This window comes from Streptomyces sp. NPDC021019 (assembly GCF_044333295.1).
Taxonomy (GTDB): domain Bacteria; phylum Actinomycetota; class Actinomycetes; order Streptomycetales; family Streptomycetaceae; genus Streptomyces.
This window is the reverse complement of record NZ_JBIRQR010000012.1, coordinates 1-19,970: the sequence shown is the minus strand read 5'-3', so window position 1 is coordinate 19,970 and position 19,970 is coordinate 1. Positions and strand designations below refer to the sequence as shown.

The window sequence follows — 19,970 nt, the reverse complement described above, 5'->3', positions numbered from 1 at the left end:
CTTCGTCCCGGGCCGGAAGCTGTACGGGACGGCAAGCGCAGAGAGAACGGGGACTCGCGGTGGAGCACGACGCGTTGGATGCCGGAGAGGCACGCTACGAGCTGGTCATCAGCGTGGACGCCAGACGTTCCGGGCAGTACGGCGACGCGGACAAGCCGCGGATGAGGGAGCGGATCTACCGGGTCCTGGAGACCGCGTTCGCGCAGGCCGGAGTGGGCCGGGACGCCGTCCACATGGAGGACCGCGGGGACGGCGTGCTGGTGTCCGTCGCCGGCCGGATCGCGGTGACGCGGCTGCTCGGCCTGTGGATGGTCGAGGTCCACGAGAACCTGCGTGAGGAGAACCGCTCCCTGCTCGTGCCGCTCGGGCTGCGGGTGGCCATGCACGTCGGTCCCGTACGCCATGACAGCCGGGGCATCAGCGGGCGTGCCGTCGATCTGACCTGCCGGCTCGCCGACTCGTCCGTCGCCCGGCAGCTGCTGGACCGCGAGCAGGCCGATCTGGTGCTCGCCGTCTCCGACTCCCTCTACGTCGACGTGGTCTCCGCCGGGGGCAAGTTCATCGAGCCCACGCGTTTCTCCCGGGCGCGGCTCCCCCTGAAGGAGGGGGAGGTCTCCGCCTGGTTCCACCTGCCGGGACGGCCCGCGCCGGGCATCGGGCCGAGCGCCCCGGAGGAGCCGGGCCCGGCGGCAGCGGGCCCGGCGGCAGCGGGCCCGGCGGAATCCGGCACGGCGGAATCCGGCACGAGGGCATCCGGCACGGTCGGCGCTCCGTCCGCCGCGGCTCCGGTCGCGGGGACGGTCGCGGCTCCGGCCGCGGGGACGGTCGCGGCTCCGGCCGCGGGGACGGGCACCGCTCCGGCCGCCGCCGCTCCAGAACGCGTACGGGACGACCGGGACGAGGAGGGCGAGGCCGGGGACGGGGACGCCCGGTACACCGCGCAGGGCGACCTGTCCGTGCACCAGCACAACGTCTACCAGCAGCCCGTGCACATCGGCCGCGTCACCGGCTCCGGCCCCCGGAAGGACTGAAACATGGCCGACGAAGCAGTGGCCGAGCGCCCCGCCGAGCCCGCCGCCCCGAAGGCGAAGGACGCCCGCTCCCCCGAGGACCCGCCGCGCGGTGGGGCGCGGGGGGACGACCGGGCCGGGGAAGCCCCGGGCGGCGTGGACGCGCCCGGTTCCTCCGACGCCCCCGGCTCGTCCGACTCCACCGACGACGAGGCCGCCGAGCGGGAGAAGGAGCGCGAACGCGCCGCGGACCGCTTCAAGGACCGGACCCGCGACCCGCTCGCCGAGGAGCAGGGGGAGGAGGAGCCGACCGACGCCGCCGCCGCCACGCGCGCCCGGCGGTCCGGGCAGAAGCTCCTCGCCAGTGGCCGGGACCTCATCGGCTTCGACCGCTCCGACGTCGGCCAGCTCCACATCGGCGACATCAACATCGGTCTCGACGCCCGGCGTTCGGGTCTCACGACGCGCGACGGCCCGGTCCCCGAGGAGGAGTTGCTGCGGATTCGCCGCACCCACATCGAGCCGGAGGGGTACGTACGGCTGCGCCGGGCGCTGGAAGCCCGTCGGCTGCTGGTGCTCGGCGGGGCCCCCGGCACCGGCCGGGCCAGCACCGCGCTGGCGCTCCTGGAGGAGGTCACCCGCGACGGCGAGGGCGGGGAGAACAGCGAGCGGGTGCGCCGCGCCGACCCGGAGCGCGGGGTGCGCGGGCTGGCCGCGCAGGTGGTGGGCGGGGAGGGCGGCCACCCGCGCGGCACCGGATATCTGCTGGAGGCGTCCCTGGACCGGCCGGGCACCCTGCCGCCCGACGGGATGGACCTGGACCAGTTGGCTTCGGCGCTGGCCGAGCAGGGCTCGTACGCGGTGGTCGTGGTGAGCGTCGGCTCGGCGGCCAACCCGCTGCTGGCCGGGCGGTACGGGGCGATCTGCCCGCCCGCCCCCACCCATGAACTGGTCGCCGTCCGGCTGCGCCAGCGGCTGGAGGAGGAACACGGCGACCCGGGACGGGGCGGGGGCGGCGCCCGGAACGGGGGCCTGGACGGGGACGGGCACTCCGACCGGGACGGGGGCGGAGGCCCGAACAGGCACCCCGACCGGGACCACGACGGGGGTCGGGCCCGGGACGGAGGCCCGAACAGGCACCCCGCCCCGGACCGCGACGCAAGCCGGGACGGGGCCGGGGACGGGGGCGGGGGCAGCGGCCCGAACGGGCACCCCGACCGGGACGGGGGCCGTGGCCGGGACGGCAGCCCCGACCGGGACCGGGACCGCCGCCCCCTCGGGGACGGTTCGCTCTCCCGGCTGCTGGAGCGTGCGGCGGAGCTCCGCGAGGACCCCGAGGTCACCGAGGCGGTGGGCCTCGACGACCTGCGGCCCGCCGAGGCGGAGCTGTTCGCCTCGCTGCTGGCCGGGCACCTTCTGGGTTCGGTCGGCCGTGCGGAGCTGCTGTCCGGCTGTCGCGGTCTCGCGGCCGTCCAGGCGTACGAGTGGTTCGCCGGGGTGGACCGGGCCCTGGCCGCGCCGCCGCCCGGCGACGGCCGGAAGCCCGTGCGCTCCGGAACCGCCGCCCTGTTCCACCCGGTGGCGTTCCGGATCGCGCTCGCGGTACTCGGCGGCGCGTCGCACAGCGCGGTGTCCGCCGCCGCCCACCTGCTGACCTGGGAACTGTCCGTACAGAGCGATCCGGACAGCACCCCCGCGCGCCCCCTCTTCTGCGACGACCCGGAATCCGACCTGGCGCTCTCGCGCGCCCGTCCCGCCGACGGGGTCGTCGACGTGGCGGGCAGCGAGGTGGCGGGGCGGCTGATCTTCTACCGGGGGTCCGCGCTGCCCGCCGCCGTGCTCGCCGAGCTCTGGGACCGGCATTTCCCCGTCCGCGCCCCGGTCGTCCGCTGGCTGCGGCTGCTCGCCGACGACCCCCGGCCCCAGGTGTCGATGCGCGCCGCGGTGGCCGCCGGGGAGTTGTCCGTACGCGACTTCGAGCACGGGTACGCGGAGCTGATCCGGCCGCTCGCCGAAGCCCCCACGCCCCGCCGCAGGGTCTTCGCCGCCACCGCGCTGGACCAGGCCGCCGGCCACGCCTCGCACCGCCGGGCGGTGCGCAAGGTGGTCGACACCTGGTCGCGGCACGGCACACCGGCCCTGCGCTGGACCGCCGCCATGGCGCTGGGCTACGGCCGGTCCGCCGACTCGATGGACGACACCCTGGACGCACTGGCCGGGATCGGGGTCCGCGACGACGGGGAACAGCTGGCCGTGGCCTCGCTGAACGTGGTCCGGCTGCTGACGCTCCCGGAGTGCGCCACCGTACTGCGGCGGCTGGCCGACTGGACCGGGCACCGCGGCGAGGAGTACCAGGACCTCGCGCTGGTGAGCATCGTCCGGTTGGCGCTGACCGATGTGGACGAGGTCCTCGACGACGAGCCCGGCACCCCGCTGGGCGACCGGGGCGACTGGCCGCTGCTGCTCGCGCTGGCCGCGACCCGGCCCGAACTGACCGGGAAGCTGGCCGACCTGTTCTGGACGGCGCTCAACACCGCGCGGTCCCGGGACGTCGCGCTCGACGCCCTGGAGACCCTGTTGCGCTCCGCCTCGCGCAAGGACGGCCGCGAGTGGACGCGGGAGGGGCTGGCCGCGCTGCTGCCCGCCCTGACCGCCGAGGAGCAGGACCGGCGGCGGCTGGACTGGCTGCTGCGCCGAATGATGAGGGATCAGGACCGTCCGCTCGCCGAGGAACGGGCGCGCGCCCTGTGGCGGCTCGCCGTGCCCGCGCGGCAGCGGCGGTCCGAAGAGGAGGAGAGTCATGGCTGAGGAGAACGGCGTGGCGGGGAACGGGGCGGTGGACCCCTCGCGGCCCGCGGGCCCGTTCCTGCGGGAGTACACGCCGACGGGTGCGTTCCGGCAGGGCGGCGCCCGCACCACGTCGGTGCTCTTCTACCGGCGGGGCTACAGCGTGGCCGGTGTCTCGGGCATCGAGCACTACGACAAACCGCCGCTGGCCTGGCGGCCGCACACCATCTGCGAGATCGCCACCGGCACCTTCGTCACCACCCTGCGGATGGAGCTGCCCGCGTCCGGCGGGGCGACGTTCTTCAAGGCGGAGGTGGACATCCACTGGACCGTCGAGGACCCGCACCTGGTGGCGGTGCAGGTGGTCACCGACATCGCCCAGCGGCTCACCGCGCCGACCCTGGAGCGGCTGCGGGAGATCTCCGCGCAGTTCCCGGTGCACCAGGCGGAGCAGGCCAACAACGCCATCACCCACGCGTGCGTCTCCGGCCGGTGGAACGACCTCGGCACCGACCTCGGGCTGCGGGTGCGTCTGTACGTACGGCTGCGGGTGGACGACCGGACGATCGGCCACGAGGAGAAGGTCCGCAGCCAGCGGAGCGCCGACGAGTTGGCGGCGATGCGGCAGCAGAACTACCTCAGGATGCTGCGCGGCGGTGAGCTGGAGCAGCTCAGCCACATGCTGGCCGCGGACCCCAAGGAGGCCAACAACTTCCTGGAGAAGATCCGCCAGGAGGGCCGACAGGACGAGAGGGACCGGGTCGACCGGCTCTTCGCCATGATCGCCGACGGCCAGATCCACTCCGACGAGATCGAGACCCGGGTACTCGACGACCTCAGCAGGCAGCATCTCGGCGTCCAGGGCCCCCTCGGCACCCGGCCCGCCCGCCGCACCCCCCGGGAGCTGACGCCCGCCCGCGAGGAGCCGTTCATCCCCGACTGGGTGGCGGACGAGCCTCCCGTGCGGCAGCCCCGCCCGCCCGTCCGGGACGCCGAACCGGAACCGCCCGCGCCGCGCGACCGCAACCGCGACGACGGCTGGGGCTGGGTGGAGGGCGACGGATGAGCGCCGACGGAACCACAAGGACTTCCCCCGCCCCGACCGCGCCGGTGCCGGACGGGGGTCAGCACGGGCCGGACAGGGCGGGGGAACGCATCGCGGAACGGCTCCTGGTCACCGTCCGGGAGGACCTCGGCAGGGCCGACTCGAAGGCGGCCGTGCTGCTCTCGGGGGCACTCGCCCTGCCCGCCTTCCTCATCGGGCGGCACGGCTCGCCCGACTGGCGGGGCCCCGGTGACCTGGCGCTGGTGGCCGCGGGCGTGCTGTGGGTGGTCGCGGTGGCCGCCCTGGTCCGCGCGCTCCTGCCGCGTACGGGCACGGTCCGCGACCAGGAGGGGGTGACGTACTTCGGGGACCTGCTGGCCCCGTTCGACTACGACGTGCTGACCGCCCGCGTCAACGAGGCCGGCCGCGACCCGGTCGGCTGGCTGCTCGTCCAGGCCGTGGACGTCAGCGCCATCCTGTCCGCCAAGTACCGGGCGATCCGCTGGGCGGTCGCCACGCTCGCCCCGGCGGCCGCGCTGGCTCTCGCCTGGAGCCTGGCCGGACGCTGACCGCCCCGCACGGGTGTGCCGCGTCCAGGGGCACACCACCGACGGCTGCGCGGAGCAGCCGGAGAAGCGCTTCGCGACACCGAAACCGACACCACGCAGACACGGCAACGACAGTAAAAGGGGACGGTCGTGCGAAATGACCGAAGAAGAGGCCCGGCCTCCACCGGACGGGCCGGGCGGGCGGCGCTGGCCGTCCTGGCCGGTGCGGCCCTGCTCGCCTCCCTGACGGCACCGGCCGCCGCCGATCCGGAGCCCGCCGCGGCCGCCGCGCCCGTCTCCACCGCCGTCAACTACGCGGTGGCGGTCGACCAGTCCGCGAGCCTCGCGCCCGCGGACATCAAGGCGGAGAAGGCGGCCGCCGCACGGATCGCGCTCGGAGACGTCTCGGCGACCTCCCACATCAGCGTGTTCGGCTTCGCCGCCGCCGAGTCCGCCGACCAGCGGGCGGTGGACCCCGTGTGCCCCCGTACCCGACTGGACGCGGCGGGACGGGAGTCGGTCGCGGGCTGCGTGGAGAAGCTGCGCGGCCGCAAGAAGAGCGAGGGCACCGGGACGGACTTCCCGAGCGCGATACGCCAGGGCGTGCACGAACTGAGCTCGGGCACCGACCCGTCGGCCCCCCGGGTGCTGTTCCTGCTCACCGACGGGCAGATGGACGTCACCGGCAGCCCCCAGTACGGCGACCCGGCGCACCGCGAGGCCGAGGGGAAGCGGCAGTTGGAGCTGGAGCTGAGGAACGCCGCCGCCAAGAACGTACAGATCTGGCCGCTCGGCTTCGGTTCCGACCCGGACAAGGAGCAGCTCGACGCGATCGCCGCCGGCGGCTTCCAGAAGGGCTGCGTCGACCTGCCGTCCGCTCGCCCCACCGCCCGCAAGGTGTCCGGCGCCAAGGACGTCGGGCGGGCGCTGGAGAAGATCTTCGCCGCCGCGCACTGTCTGCGCTACGAGGCGGGTCCGAGCAAGCGCCCGCCCGCCACCCTGCCCATCACCATCTCGCCGCTGGCGACCGTGGGCAGCATCGTCGTCGACAAGGGCTCCCCCGAGGTGACCGTCACCTACACCGACCCGCTCGGCAACAAGGTGCCCACCGCCGGGAAGTTCCAGGACTCCACCTTCGAACTCGCGGGTGGCGGCGGCACCGTGGAGGCGCTGAAGATCGTCGACCCGGTGCCCGGCCGGTGGAAGGTCGACGTGAAGGCCCCCGAGGGCCATCGCTCACTGCCGGTCGGCGTCAGCGTCCTGTGGCAGGGGGAGCTGCGCGGCTCCATCACGATGGACCCGCCCTCCCCGCAGGCCGGGGAGAAGGCGACCGTCACCATGCGGCTCCAGACCCGCGAGGGCTACGAGATCAAGGACCCGGCCGACTACGCCGGTCTGAAGGTCAGCAGCCGGCTCACCGGCGACGGCTTCGCCCCGCTGCCGCTGCGGCTCACCGACGACGGCAAGGGGCCCGACCCCACCGGGAGCGACGGCTCGTTCAGCGGTACGGTCACCGTCCCGAAGAGCGCCGACGGCGCCCTGAAGGTCAGCGGCACCCTCACCGCCTCCGGGCTCAGCGCCGACACCCGCAGCGAGGGCGGCCAGGTCGCCCCCGGGGCCCTGCCCGTCACCACGGCGCTCGGCCCGGTCCGCGGCGACGGCCACCCCGGGGACACGGTCACCGCGAACCTCTCCGTCACCAACACCACGGACGCCCCGCACACCCTGAAGCTGTCCCTCGCGGACGTCCGGGCCGGGCTCCTCACCGTGAGCCCCGCCGAGATCGTGGTGAAGCCCGGCGCGTCCTCCACCCATGAGATCAGGCTCGGGATCGGCCCGGAGAAGTCCTTCGACGGGCGGCTCGACGACGGCCCCCTCGGCATCGGCGGCACCATCACCGTCCAGGACGCGACCGACGGCGACCGCACCCTGGTGCGCACCCCGCTGTCCGTCCAGGTCACCCCCGAACCCAGCCTGCTGGACCGGTACTGGTGGGTGCTGGTCGGCGCCGTCGCGCTGATCGTCGTCGGCGTCCTGGTGGCGCTGGCCTGGCTCCGGCAGCGGCGGGCCCGCCGCGACCCGCACGGGCTGACGCTCCACCTGCTCTCCGAGGACGGCGACGTGCTCGGCGTCCACACCGCCGGTCACGGCCAGAAGCAGTGGTACGCGTTCGACATCGCCGAGGCGCACAGCAACCCGCGCATCGAACGGCGCACCAACGGCCGGTACGCCGTGCAGCGCAGCCCCGAGGGCGGTGCGGTGCTGCGCAGACACGGCGGCCGCACCCGGGAGCGGCTCACGGCGACCGGACGGCTCGACCTCACCGACCGGCTGAGCCTCTCCCTCGGCGAGGACTCCGTGCGCACCACCGCCCCCGGGCGGCCCGACCCGGCGCCCACGACCGGTGGGAGCGACGACTACCTGTGAGGCGCGCGCCGCCCGCCACCCGGCGGCCGGCGCCGCAGGACCCGGCGTCACCGCACGGCCGCGCTCCTCGCGGCCGTGCGGTGACGCCCATGGACGAACCGGCCCCACCCCGGCCGGAAGCGGGAGGAACCCATGAAGATCTTCCAGCCGATGCTCTTCGTCGGCCTGGGCGGCACCGGCGGTCTCGTCGGCGCCGAGCTGGAGCGCAAGCTGCGCGTGGACCTGTGCGGACCCGACGGCACCGCCCTCCAGCACATCGGCGGCCTCGCCCCCTACCAACTGCCCGACTGCCTGCAATTCGTGTACGCGGACTTCAGCGAGTCCGACCTCCAGCGGCTGCCCCAGTTCAATGTGGACTCCTCGCTGCGCGCGGCGTACGCCCGCACCTCGCGAGCCACCCACAACCTCCTGCCGAACTTCGACAGTTCGCCGGAGGTGACGCAGATGCTGCGGGCCGGCCTGCGCGAGGAGGTCGCGGGCTGGCTGCCCCCGCGCGACGGCGAACCGCGCGTCACTCCGCTGCACAACGGCGCGGGCCAGCTCCCCACGGTGGGCCGCGCCGCGCTCTTCGCCACGCTGCGGCACTCCCTCCAGCCGGTCCTGGAACCCCTCCTCCAGGCGATCGACGCCATCGCCAGGGCCGCGGGCGAGCTGAGCGAACTCGGCGGCGGCCGGGTCGCCGGCTGTGATGTCTTCGTCGCGTTCTCGGTCGCCGGCGGCACCGGGGCGGGGATCTTCCTGGACTATCTGCACCTGATCAACCAGGCGTTCAAGATCCGCAACTTCAACGGCGTGAAGATCTATCCGCTGGTCGTCATGCCGTCCTCGTTCTCCGCCTCCACCGGCGGCGGGCGCGAGGCGGACCTCAACGCCGCCCGCGCGCTGGTGGACCTGTTCCGGCTGGTCGACGGGCAGAACGCGCCGACCGCCGGCGCGGAGATCGGCGAACTCGACCAGGAGACCGGCCTCGGCATCCGTTACCCGGGCGCCACCCCGGTGCGGCTGCGCACCGGGATCCTGCCGACCGCGTTCCTCTTCAGCCCGACGGCAGGCATCCGCCAGGACGACCTGCGCCGCTCCATCGTCTCGCTGGTGATGTCGCTGATCGGCACCGAACTGGGCGACAGCCGGGCCCAGGGCCGGTCGATGGCCGGCGACGACGACTTCCAGACCTTCGCCGCGAGCTTCATCAACCGGGGCGTGCACCGCAGCGCCCTGTCCCCCACCGGCATCGGCCGTCAGGGCGTCTCCACCAGCCTGGTCGCCTCGATGACCGCGCCCATGGAGCAGCTGGCCGACCTGGTGGCCGGGCGGCTGCTGCGGGTCGCGGTCACCGAACTGGTGGAGCGGCCGCGCAATCCGGTGAAGGACGACACCGTGCCGCTGGTCCGGCAGTTGTTCGCGGACTCCCAGCTCGAAGAGCTGTGGGAGCGCAAGCAGCTGCCCGTCGAGGACCCGCAGCCGCTGCCGCGCGGCGGCAAGGCGGTCGAGGAGGCGCTCAACAACCGGATCGGGGACATGCAGCGCCTGCTGTCCGAGCTCCAGTCCGTCGCCGACCGGCAGGCCGCCGCGATGGCCGCCCGGTTCAGCCCGCGCCCGGCGATCGAGAAGCTCCTCCAGAGCGTCGACCCGTTCCTCGCCGAACGTCTCGTCCGGGGGGTCCCGGACAGCGAGGACGAGATCACCCGGCTCGGGTTCCTCGGCATGCTCACCGCCCGCTCCCGCTCCCCGAAGCGGCCCCCGGGCGTCACCGACCAGCCGCCGAAGACCCCCCGGATCAAGGGCAGCATGGCCGGACTGTCCCCGGCCCGGTGGGGCGACGACGACGTACGGGCCGCCCTCCAGGCCCAGGACAGCTGGTACCGCTGGCGCAGCCGGGCCGTGTGGCACGAGGCCTGGCGGGAGCAGCAGCAGCGCTGGCAGTCGCAGGCGGACACGGCGGGCACCGACCTGGCGCGGCTGGTGACCGCCTTCCGCAAACACGCCGACCGTGAGCCCAAGGCCTCGCAGCAGAAGGGCCTGGAGCTGTACGCGGAGCGCACCGGCATCTCCTACCTCCTGCCGCCGCAGCGCAGTCTCAACCACTTCTACGAGGACGTCGTGGACCGGCTCGTCCGCGGCGAGGGCCTCCGCGAGAGCGACGACGAGGCGTCGCTGCTGCTGCGGCTCGTCGACGGGGACACGTGGCGGGAGGTGCACACCCGGAGCCACCGCGACCCCGACGGGGCGGTCGGGGCCGTCAAGGCGCGGCTGGAGGCGCGGATCACCCGGCTCTTCGCCGAGAGCGGCGCGCAGTTGGAGGAGCGGCCCCTGCTGCCTTCGATGAGCACCCTGCTGGCGGCCGCCGCCGGTGACGCGGACGCCACCGACCAGGTCAGCAAGGAGGCACTCGACCTGTTCAGCCGCAAGCTCGCCGGTCTGCTGCCGGTCGGTTTCACCCCGGAGGGCACCGGTCCACTGCGGGTCCTGGTCACCCACCCGCGGGTCCAGGCGGCGGAGGAGGTTCAGGAGTACCTCTCCAAGGCGCTGCGGCTGCCGTCCGACGCGAAGAACTCCGTCGAGTACCGGGGCGTGGAGAGCGACTCGATCACCGTGGTCCTCTTCCGCAGCGAGATGAGCCTCACCCAGGTGCCCGAGGCCCGCAAGGTGCTGCGCCAGTGGGCCAGGGCCAAGGACGACGAGCAGGCCCACGACGTGCTGCGCTGGCGGCAGCGCCTCGGGTTCGAGGACGACTGGATGGTCAGCAGCGAGGAGGACCGGCGCACGATCCTGCACCGCCTGCTGTGCTGCATGTGGAACGGCCAGGTCGACGTCCTGGACGGCGACACCGCCTCGCCCTCCCGGGTGCGGCTGCGGCTGTTCCCGGAGAAGGGGGCGAGCGTCCCGGGCGTACGGCTGCGGCTCGGGGACTTCCCCGGCTCCATCTCCAGCTGGTCGGAGCTGCTGCGCTCCTACGAACGCTGGACGGTGCTGGACGACGAGCGGACCGTCGAGGACTACTGCAGCAAGCTGATGAGCGCCCAGCCCCTCGGGGTCGGACGGGCGGGCACCGAGCCGCACCCGATGTTCGTCGAGCTCGTCGAGCGCATCGCCCCGCGCCAGCTGGAGCTCCTGGAGGAGCGCCGGGAACTGGGAGGCCGGCGCGTGGACGGCTGGATCAGGCCGCTGTGGGAGTTCTGGGCGGAGACCCTGCCCGCGGCCCTGGACATGGAGTTCGGCGACAAGAAGGCGATCCAGCCCACGTTGCGCACGCTGCTGGAGTACGCACGCGGCGGCGTCCCGAAGACGCCCCCCGCCCGGCCCGCGCCGGAGCGCCGACGCGTCGTGGAGGACGACGAGGACTGGGGCACCTCGGCCCCGCGCACCGACGAACGGCCGGGCGACGACACCCTGCCCGGTCCGCGCCCGGCTCCCCCCTCGGCCCCGTACGACCCGGAGGAGCGGTACGCCGGCGCGCACCGGCACACGGACGCCCGGCACACGGACACCCGGCCCGCAGGCGCCCGGCCCGCAGGCGCCCGGTACGGGGAGGAGCGGTACGGGCCGGACGCCTCACGCGAGGACCGGCCGGTCCGGGGCGAGGGACGCCGGGACGAGCGGTTCGCGGACGAGCGGCCCCGGGACGAGCGGTTCACCGACCCGTACGCGGAGCCGCGGGCGGGTGACGACCGGTTCACCGACTTCCCCGGCGACGCCCGGTTCGACGACGACGACCGGTACACCGGCTCCCGGGCGGGCGACGGCCGGTTCGCCGATTCCCGCTCCGGCGACGACCGGTACACCGGCTCCCGGTCCGACGACGGCCGGTTCGGCGGGGGTGAGCCCGCCGGCGCACGGGGCATCGGCGGCAGGGACATCGACGCCAGGGGCTTCGGCGGCAGGGACGACGGCGCCGCCGAAGGGTTCGGCGCACAGGACACGCCGCCGGTCCGGCCTCCGGCCGAGGGCGGCTGGGACACCGACGGCTGGGGCACGGACGACGAGGGCGACGCCGGGCGCCGGAACGGGGGCCCGCAGTGACCTCTCCCGAGGACACCACCGCCGTGGTCCGTCTCGACCTGCGCGCCGGGGCCGCGGCCCTGGCGACCCCGCAGGCCGTGCGCGACCGGGTGGCCGAGCAGCTGGGCCGGGCCGGACTGCCGGAACCGGACTACCCGTTGTTCCTGGTCACGGACACCCCGGCCGGGCTGACCGACCACCAGCTCCAGTACGAACTGCTCTCCGGCTACCGGGCGGTGGGCGAGACCCGGATCCTGGTGCTGCTGGTGGGCAGCTCCCCCGGTTCGTACACCGGCGGGGAGGAGGCGTACCTCCCCGACCGCCGGCTGGTGCGGCCCACGACTCTGCGGGCCGCCACGACCGGCCTGGTGTGGGCCGGTGATCTGCGTTCCGCACGTACCGCCCTGGACCGGGTGGAGCCGGACGACCCCGCGGCGCTCGCCGTCCTGGTGGACCTCCTGTCGGTCCCGGACGTCTTCGTCCGGGTCCTGGAGGACCTGCGGACGCTGCCCGACTCCGTCGCCGCCCCCGGGGTACGGCTGCTGGAGCAGGATCTCCCGACGGAGGTCAGGGACCGGGCCTGGCGGGACGCGCTGACCCGGTTCGCGGGTGAGGACAGCGGGGCGGTCGACCCGGTCGACATCGTCCCGGACTCCCAGCTGCCCGAACCGCTGCGCGCACTCGTGACAGGGCGGGACGGCCGGGGCCACGGGCACCGGCGGCCGGACGGCCGGGCGAACCTCGCGCACCGCACGTGCGCGGAGTCCCTGGACCGCGCGGACGAGGACCTCGTCGCGCTGCGGTCCTTCCCCGGTCTGCTGCACCCGGCCCGGCGCGATGCCCTGGAGGCGGATCTGCACCAGGCCCGCGAGGATCTGGACGGGTTCCGCGCCCTGGTGGAACGGGCCCTCCAGGGCGGCGGCGGAGCGACGGCGCCCACCCCGGAGGCCGCCGCCCGGCTCGGCGCGCTCGGACTGCGGGTGCCGGCGGCCGACAGTGCGGGGGAACGCGTCGGCGAGGGGCTCCGCGAGCTGGCGGGCAGGCTGCTGGGCGACGGGCTCGCGCTGCGTTCGGTGGCCCAGCACTTCACCGCGCTGGCCGGGCGGGTCGAGCCGGTGCCGGGCACCGCCCTGCTGCACCGGCTCGCCGACCACTCCGAGGAGTCGGTGACCCGCGGCTCCGCCACCGAGTACGCCGCGCCGCCCCGAGCCCCGGGCGCGGTGCTGCTCATGGCGGGCGCGGCCGGGCTGCTGGGCGGTCTGTGGCAGTGGCCCGCCGTCCTGGCGGCGCTGCTGGTGCCGGTGCTGTTCGTGGTCGTCGCACTGCTGGGCGCGAACCGGCTGCGCACGGGCCGGCGCGCCGCCCGGTGGCCGATGGGTCCCCGGATCGCCGCCGTCGTCGGTGCGGTGGCCGGGGCGGCGGTCGCGCACGCCGCCGCCCCGCCGCTCTGGCTCGGCGGGACCGGGCTGCTGGTCGGTCTCGGTCTCACCGCCGAGGCGGTCCGCAGGCTCTGGCGGGACGCCGCCGACTCCTGGGCCGCCGGGCGCGGTACGACGGCGCTGCGCACCGCGCTGGACGGGCTCGACACCCTCCTTGCGGAGCTGGTGCGCGAGCACTGGGCGGCGGAGGAGCGGCTGTACTGCGCGGACGCGGCGCGTTCGGTCGCCGGGATGCTGCGGGCGACCGCTGCCGCCGCCGACGCCCAGGCCTCACCGGAGCCCCCCGCCCCGGCCGTGGCGAGCGGCGCCGATCCGTACGAGGACACCTGCTGGATCAACGAGCGCTCCGCGCTGGAGAGCCAGGAGCCCGACGCCGCCGACGGGAGCGCGGACGACGACGACTGGGCCGCCGCCTACGCCTGGGACAACACCCCGGACCGGCACGGCGATCCGGGGGCCGACCGGGTCGGCGACCTGTACGGCACTCCTTACGGCGACCGGGACGGCGGGGACCCCGGACCGTACGGCGCGCCTTCCCCGGCCGCGTACCCGGCCGGTCCTGACGTCGCCCCGTGGGAGAGCGGCGAGGGCGACCGCGCACCGCGCTGGCTGGACCGGGAGATCGGCGAGGGCGGACCGGACCTGGTCGCCACCCTCGCCGGGGACCTCCGCAACACCGCGATGGCCGCCATGGCCCCCTACTGGGGCGCCGTCGAACGCGGTCAGGCCGGGACGCTCGCACTCGCGCGGACCGAGGAGCGGGTCCGCGAACTGCTGTCCGCCGCCCGCCACCACCTCTGGCGCTACGGGGTGCTGGCCCCACCGCCGTACCCGGCCGACCACCGGGCCCGCACCACCGCCGCGGGGCTGCTGGGCACCGATGCGCTGCGGGTCGCCGAGCTGGTGGGCCGGGAGGCGGACCGGGGGGCTGTCGTCCAGCTGTCCTCGCCGGAACAGGGCGCCCTCCTCAGCCGCGACCCGGAGGCCGCCCGGTGGATCCGGTTCGCCCCGGCCACCCTCCAGGCCGAGATCGAGGCCGCCTGGCGCAAGACCGGTTCGTCGTCGGCCGAGGAGGCGCTGTGGACCTCCTCCGGACGGTACGCGGGGCTGATCCGGCTCACCCCGCTGCGGATGGGCGTGGTCGACACCGTCCTGCCCCGGCAGAGCACCGGTGGCGATCCCCGGACCGGCGCCGACCGCGCCGAGCCCGCCGTCGACACCGAGTTCGGGGAGGACGACCGGTGGTGAACACCACGGCGCCGGGCCGGCCCGCGTCACCGGGGGCCCCGCGCCCCCACCTCGTCTTCGCCGACCCCACCGGGCGGCGACGCACCGTCCCGGCCCGCTTCGGCCCGGACTCGCGGCGGGACCCGGCGCTGCCCCAGCGCATCCGCAACGGGCTGCTCGACGAGCCGGGACGGCGGTGCGTCCAGGTGTTCCTGTCGGCGGCCGACGCCGCCAACCCGGCGGCCCGCACCCTGCTGGACACCGAGGCGGGCACCGCCCTGCGCCTCGAACGGACCCTGGAGAACACCCCGTACGCGTATCTGTTCCCCACCGTCATCGGCTACGAGCTGGACACCGCCGAGCCGTTCCTGCTGTACGCCGCCCCGCGCGGCGCCCCCGTCGGGCGCACCCATGTGATGTCCGCGTCCGACCAGCGGGTGTTCGCCCGGGACCTGACGCTGGCCCTGTGCCTGCTGGACACCCAGGGTCTCGTGGCGCGCGGGATCTCCCCCGCGACCGTGTTCTGGGACGGTACGTCGGTGCAGCTCTGGGGAGTCGAGGGCGTCACCCGCGCCGGGCGGCCCCGGGTTCCGTGGGGCCGGTCCCCGTTCGCCTCGCCGGAACAGCACCGGGGCGAGGGCCTCGTCGACCCCCGGGACGCGGTGTGGAGCGCCGCCCAGGTGCTCTACCAGCTCGTGACCGGTCGGCCCGGCCCCGCCGACCGGGCACCCGCCGACCTCGACCGGCACCGCGTGCTCGCCGGGACGCTGCCCCGCGCTTTCGCCCCCACGGCGGCCGGACGCCCCACTCCCGGGGCGCTGTTGGAGCTGCTGGCCCCCGAGGACGCGCGGCGGCTGGGGTCCGCGACCCCGGCGGACGGCTCCCGCCCGCACCAGGAGGCGTTCGACCGGGCGCTGGACGCCAAGCGGCGGACGCCCGCTCCCCCGGAGGACCCGGCGGACGGAACATCCGAGGACCGGCCGCCCGGGGAGGTGCTCTGCCCCTACTGCCTGGAAGGCATCCAACTCGACCTCAGCGCGCTGTTCGTGACGGACGACCAGATGCAGTACCGGCCCCTGGATCTCTCCCGTATCGGCAACCCGGTGCGGCGCGAGGACGTGATGCGGGGCGCGGTCCAGCAGTGCACGGCCGACACGGAGGGCTTCCCGGACCACCACATCCCGGTGCCCTACCTCACCCACGGCCGCCCGCTGACGGTCGCCATGATCGGCCAGTCCAGCACCGGGAAGAGCCATCTGCTGACCCAGATGATCGCCGAGATCACCGACGGAGGCCTGGAGCGGTACGGGGTGGGCTGGCAGTCCGTCAACCCGGAACAGCACGCGCGCTTCGTACGTGAGCGGGTGCAGCCGCTGCGCAGCGGCAAGGTGCTCGAACACACGAGCGGGGTCGGGCTGGACGGCTTCGCCCAGTTCGTCGAGTCGCTGCTGCTCACCGACGCGCGCGGGCGGGTGCGCCCGGTCGCCTTCTTCGACCTCGGCGGCGAGGACCTCGTCCGCACCGACGGGGCGCTGCGCTTCCTGCTCGGCATCGACGCCCTGGTCTTCGTCGTCGACCCGGCGCTCGCGCTGCCGCTGCCGCAGCTCGACGGGGTGCGCGAGCGCTGGGGCACCGAGGTGGACCGGGACGGCGACGCGGCGTTCGGCACGGTCCTCGACCGGCTGCCACGCCGGGGCCCCTATCTGGAGACCCCGGCGGCGATGGTGCTCGGCAAGTCCGACCTGCTCCGGTTCCAGCCGCCGGTCGACCGCTGGCTGGGCGAACCACCGCCCGCCGCGATCGGCCCGGACCAGTTCCGGGAGGAGAGCGGGGACGTCTACGCACTGCTGCGGCAGCACGCCGGACAGGCCTGGCTGCGGCCCTTCGACGCGTTCCGCCGCTGCACCCTGCACATCGCGTCCGCGACCGGGGGCCAGGAGAGCCAGGGCCGCTACCCGGCGGGCGCGGGGCCACGCCGGGTGCTGGAACCCCTGGTGTCGCTGCTGGCGATGCACGGGATCATCGAGGCGCCCGGGGGCGCCGCATCATTCGGCGTGGGAAGGTAGAAGTGGTGAACGACGCCCTAGATCGGCGCGAGCAGAGCGGCCCGGGCGGCCGGCTCGACCAGGTGGTCTTCCGCTGGAACGGGAACCAGGGCCGCTCCATTTCAGGGATGACGGCGGTGGCGCACTCCTGCTCGGCCGAGCGCGCGGAGTCCCTCCTCCGTGACCTGGGCCCGCTGCTCTGGGTGCCGGGCCCCGTCCCGGCGCCCCGCCGGAGCAGCGTCCGGGTCTCCTCCCAGACCTGTGGGACCGTGCTCCTCCAGCGGTGGCCCACCCTGGACCGGGGCGGCCGGCCCAGCATGGCCTGCCACGCGGTGTTCGGCGACGCGGACACCCTGACGCCGCAGCGCTGCCTGGCTCTGGGCGGCACCGCCTGGAGCGACCCCTCCGTCGCGAAGACCGCCGCCGGGGGGCTGCCGACGCTGGACGGGGCCCTGCTGCGGGCGACGGCGGCCGAGCGGCTAGCCGACATGTTCGACGAACTCCCCGCGGTGAAGAAGCCGTTGATGGTGGTGACCGCCGAGTGGCTGCGCGACCCCTCCCGGCGGCTCTCAGTCCTCGCCAGGGAACACGAGCTGCCCGGTTGGCCGCGCCGGAACACGGCCTCCCTGCTGTATCTGGGGCTGCTGTCGGTGTTCGGCGACTGGTTCGGCACGGAGTGGAGCTACGCCACGTTCGACACCGTGGACACTCACTCGTTGCGCCTGACCTGCGTGCCCGAGTGGTCGTCACAGGCGACGGGGGCCCGGTCGCTGGCCCGCATCCGGCTGCGGCTGCCCGCCGAGGGGGACGTCGAGATGGCAGCGGCGAAGGAGATGGTCGAGTACGTGCTCGACCGCCCCGACGCACCTCCGGGCGTGCCCCATCTGACCGGTGAACTCCTCTCCGGGGCCCACCTGCCCCGGAGGGAACGGCGCGAGGCCCTGCGCCGCATGCTGGACGCCCGGCACGCCCCCGCACCGGGGGAGGAGGGCCGCCACCGCCGTGTACGGGAGGAGGACCGGCATGGGCGCGGGGACCGGCAGGAGGGCCGGTACGCGATCGAACCCCGGCGCGAAGACCCGTACGCGATCGAACCCCTGGAGAAGGACCGGTACGCGCGTCGGGAACCGCAGGAGGACCGGTACGCGCGCCAGGACCGGGAGGCCCGTCACGAGCAGGAACTCCAGCGCCTGCGCGAGGAATTGCTGGTCCACCGGAGCGCCGGCACCGCCCAGTCCGCGCGGTTGGCCGCCCGGCTCCGGGACCTCCTGGACGCCGCGCTGCTGACCCTCCTGTCCGCCGACGGGCTGCCGTGGGCCTCCCGCGATCTCGTCCTGGCCGAACTGGCCGACGAGGCGCGACAGCGGTCCCGCGACGAAGCGACCGCACACGCGCTCTGCACCGAAGTGCTGCGGCACAACCTGTACTTCCGGCCCGCCAGGTCCGGGGCGGACGGTCCGTCCGCCCCGGAGATGCGGGAGCGGGCGGCCGATCTCTTCTCCTGGGCCGTCGCCCCGCTCGCACGGGACCCCCTCCGGGCCCCCGATCTCCGGCCGTTGTTCAACATCGTCCTCAAGGACGGTCGCGACACGGGTATGGAATGGCTGCGGCGCATCCTGGTCACGCCCCCGGGCGGCCGGGCCCCCGACCTGCCCCCGCAGCTGTGGCAGCAGGTCGTGGCGGACATCCTTCCCCGCTCCGCGTCCGTACCCGCGTCCCCACCCGCACCGGCACCGGCACGGACACAGGAACCCGTGCGGCCCACCGCCGGGCCGGCCCCCGCCAAGCCGCCGGTGCCTCTCCCGTCCTCGTACACATCGGTGTCGTCCACCACACCGTCGCCGAAGATGGCGCCGATGCCCGCGGCGAGGCCGGTCACACCCGCGCCGAAGGCGGCGCAGCCGTCCCCCTCGGAAAGGGACAGAAGCCCCCGGCGGCCGGATTTCCCCTGGGAGAACTGGTTCGTGGGCACCCTCCTCGCGATCGCGGCGGTCGTCATCGGCTTTCTCCTGGTGATCGCCCTCACCTGACCGCCGTCCGGTGGCGCGGGCCCCGTCAGCCGCCGAGCGCGTCGACCGCGGCCCGCACGGGCCCCTGCCGCCCGAGGAAGTCCGTGCTGTCCGCCCACTGGTCCACGCTCCCGGTCAGCGGCAGGGCCCGCAGTTCCGGGTCGGTGATGCTCCGGGCCAGGGCGTGGGCGAAGCGCTCGGCGTGCAGCACCTGGAACGGGCGGCCGTGGTACGGCCGCCGCCCGGGGTCCACCGCCTCCGCGAGGCCCGAGCCGTTCTGGAGCGCGGCCAAGGCCTCGTACGCGTCGCCGAGGTGCCGTTCCCGCGCCGGGTGGTCCGTGGCCGTGACGGCCCCGCGCAGGGCGGGCAGCAGCTCGTCGGCCCCGGGCAGCCGGGCGAAGGCGCTGCCGAGCCACTTGCCGTACGGCGCGTACTCCCGCGCGAGGAGCAGGCACAGGCGCATCAGGTCGCGCACGAGCCGCCCCGCGACCACGGCGGACCCCAGCTCGTCCCCCACCTCGGCGCAGCGGCCGACGAACGCCTCCTCCTGGGAGATCCGCTGCCACTGGCAGGCCAGCAGGTAGCGCCAGACCTCGTCCGGGTACCAGTCCAGCACCTGCCGCGCCCGGGTCAGCGTGCCGATGCCGTCGTGGAACACCGCGCCGCCCGTGGTCTCCGCCAGCTTCTGCTGCGGCATGGCCAGCCAGTCGCGGGTCTCCGGCGACGGAGGCTCCCCGCCGGGGCAGGGGCGGAGGCCGAGCCGATCGTGCAGCCACCCGCCGACGTCGGCCACGAGGACGCGGTGGTGGACCGGGCCGTCCGTCAGCTCCATGTGCCCGACGGGGCTGTCCGGGTCGGCGTGCCGGAAGTGCGTCGGCCAGCCGCGCACCTGCTTGGGCAGCCGCTCGGCGAGCAGGCGGTGCAGACGCTCCCCGTGCGCGGCGGCATCGGCCGGTTCCAGGAACAGGTCCAGGCGCGGGCCCCACTCATGGTCCGCCGACCGGGCGGTGTCGAAGCCGAGCACCTCGGAGCCGGAGCCGATCCGGGCGGCGGCGTACCGCAGGCCGGGGTACTCCGCGTCGAGGATCGGCCGCACGGCCTCCTCGTAGAGGATCCGGGACAGGGCGAGTCCGGGCAGGAACACGGGGTCGGGCGGCGTCATGCGGTCACTCTGCGGTACGAGGGCGGGGGGAGCCAGCCCTTTTCCGGCGCGCGGCCGGGTGACGGCGGCGGGCCCGGACCGGGTCGTCCCGCACCGGCCGCCCCCGCTTCAGAACTTCTCCACCGTCGCGCCCCCGGGCACCTCGCGTCCTTCGAGAGACGGGTGCGCGTCCGGCGGCCCCCCCCATTACCTTTTTGGTGGCCTCGCAACGGGGCTGCCGGCCTCCGGGCCCGGCATGACTTCCCCCCCTTGTTAACCATGATCCGGGGGGT

The 19,970-nt window shown here is 75.1% G+C and carries 10 protein-coding genes; 9 read left to right on the top strand and 1 reads right to left on the bottom strand.

Annotated features, from left to right (window positions below):
* The first annotated feature begins 59 nt into the window (after nt 1–59).
* The 9 genes from ACH4RG_RS35400 (at nt 60) to ACH4RG_RS35360 (ending at nt 18,557) form a co-directional block, all read left to right on the top strand.
* The gene (locus tag ACH4RG_RS35400; RefSeq protein WP_398540868.1) at nt 60–1,031 is read left to right on the top strand and encodes a hypothetical protein; all 972 of its coding nucleotides are present in this window, start codon (nt 60–62) and stop codon (nt 1,029–1,031) included.
* A 3-nt stretch (nt 1,032–1,034) separates the two neighbouring features.
* Nucleotides 1,035–3,818: a hypothetical protein gene (locus ACH4RG_RS35395; RefSeq protein ID WP_397919069.1), complete on the top strand. Its 2,784-nt coding sequence runs from the start codon at nt 1,035–1,037 to the stop codon at nt 3,816–3,818.
* On the top strand, nt 3,811–4,863 hold the full coding sequence (locus ACH4RG_RS35390) for a hypothetical protein (protein ID WP_397919067.1): 1,053 nt from the start codon (nt 3,811–3,813) through the stop codon (nt 4,861–4,863). Before ACH4RG_RS35395 ends, ACH4RG_RS35390 begins: the two co-directional genes overlap by 8 nt.
* A complete protein-coding gene (locus ACH4RG_RS35385) occupies nt 4,860–5,411 on the top strand; it encodes a Pycsar system effector family protein (RefSeq protein WP_361876703.1) in 552 nt (183 codons plus the stop codon). Before ACH4RG_RS35390 ends, ACH4RG_RS35385 begins: the two co-directional genes overlap by 4 nt.
* 129 nt (nt 5,412–5,540) lie before the next feature.
* Entirely contained in the window at nt 5,541–7,817 is a 2,277-nt protein-coding gene (locus ACH4RG_RS35380; RefSeq protein ID WP_397919065.1) for a VWA domain-containing protein, read from the top strand.
* Nucleotides 7,818–7,949: 132 nt separating this feature from the next.
* Nucleotides 7,950–11,837, top strand: coding sequence for a tubulin-like doman-containing protein (locus tag ACH4RG_RS35375; protein WP_398540867.1), 3,888 nt, complete (start codon nt 7,950–7,952; stop codon nt 11,835–11,837).
* Complete coding sequence (locus ACH4RG_RS35370; protein ID WP_398540866.1) at nt 11,834–14,503, top strand: hypothetical protein; 2,670 nt, start codon at nt 11,834–11,836, stop codon at nt 14,501–14,503. The genes ACH4RG_RS35375 and ACH4RG_RS35370 overlap by 4 nt, the downstream gene beginning before the upstream one ends.
* The gene (locus tag ACH4RG_RS35365; RefSeq protein WP_398540865.1) at nt 14,500–16,548 is read left to right on the top strand and encodes a hypothetical protein; all 2,049 of its coding nucleotides are present in this window, start codon (nt 14,500–14,502) and stop codon (nt 16,546–16,548) included. The genes ACH4RG_RS35370 and ACH4RG_RS35365 overlap by 4 nt, the downstream gene beginning before the upstream one ends.
* Nucleotides 16,549–16,553: 5 nt before the next feature.
* Nucleotides 16,554–18,557, top strand: coding sequence for a hypothetical protein (locus tag ACH4RG_RS35360; protein ID WP_398540864.1), 2,004 nt, complete (start codon nt 16,554–16,556; stop codon nt 18,555–18,557).
* A 25-nt stretch (nt 18,558–18,582) separates the two neighbouring features.
* On the opposite strand, the gene ACH4RG_RS35355 is transcribed toward ACH4RG_RS35360, so the two are convergent.
* Nucleotides 18,583–19,698, bottom strand: a complete 1,116-nt coding sequence (locus ACH4RG_RS35355) for a DUF4037 domain-containing protein (protein WP_398540863.1) — start codon at nt 19,696–19,698, stop codon at nt 18,583–18,585.
* Nucleotides 19,699–19,970: the final 272 nt, after the last annotated feature.

Bases quoted from the DNA above. Each gene is read 5' to 3' on its own strand.
- ACH4RG_RS35395 (WP_397919069.1), top strand. From the start codon at position 1,035: ATGGCCGACGAAGCAGTGGCCGAGCGCCCCGCCGAGCCCGCCGCCCCG.
- ACH4RG_RS35390 (WP_397919067.1), top strand. From the start codon at position 3,811: ATGGCTGAGGAGAACGGCGTGGCGGGGAACGGGGCGGTGGACCCCTCG.
- ACH4RG_RS35385 (WP_361876703.1), top strand. From the start codon at position 4,860: ATGAGCGCCGACGGAACCACAAGGACTTCCCCCGCCCCGACCGCGCCG.
- ACH4RG_RS35375 (WP_398540867.1), top strand. From the start codon at position 7,950: ATGAAGATCTTCCAGCCGATGCTCTTCGTCGGCCTGGGCGGCACCGGC.
- ACH4RG_RS35355 (WP_398540863.1), bottom strand. From the start codon at position 19,698: ATGACGCCGCCCGACCCCGTGTTCCTGCCCGGACTCGCCCTGTCCCGG.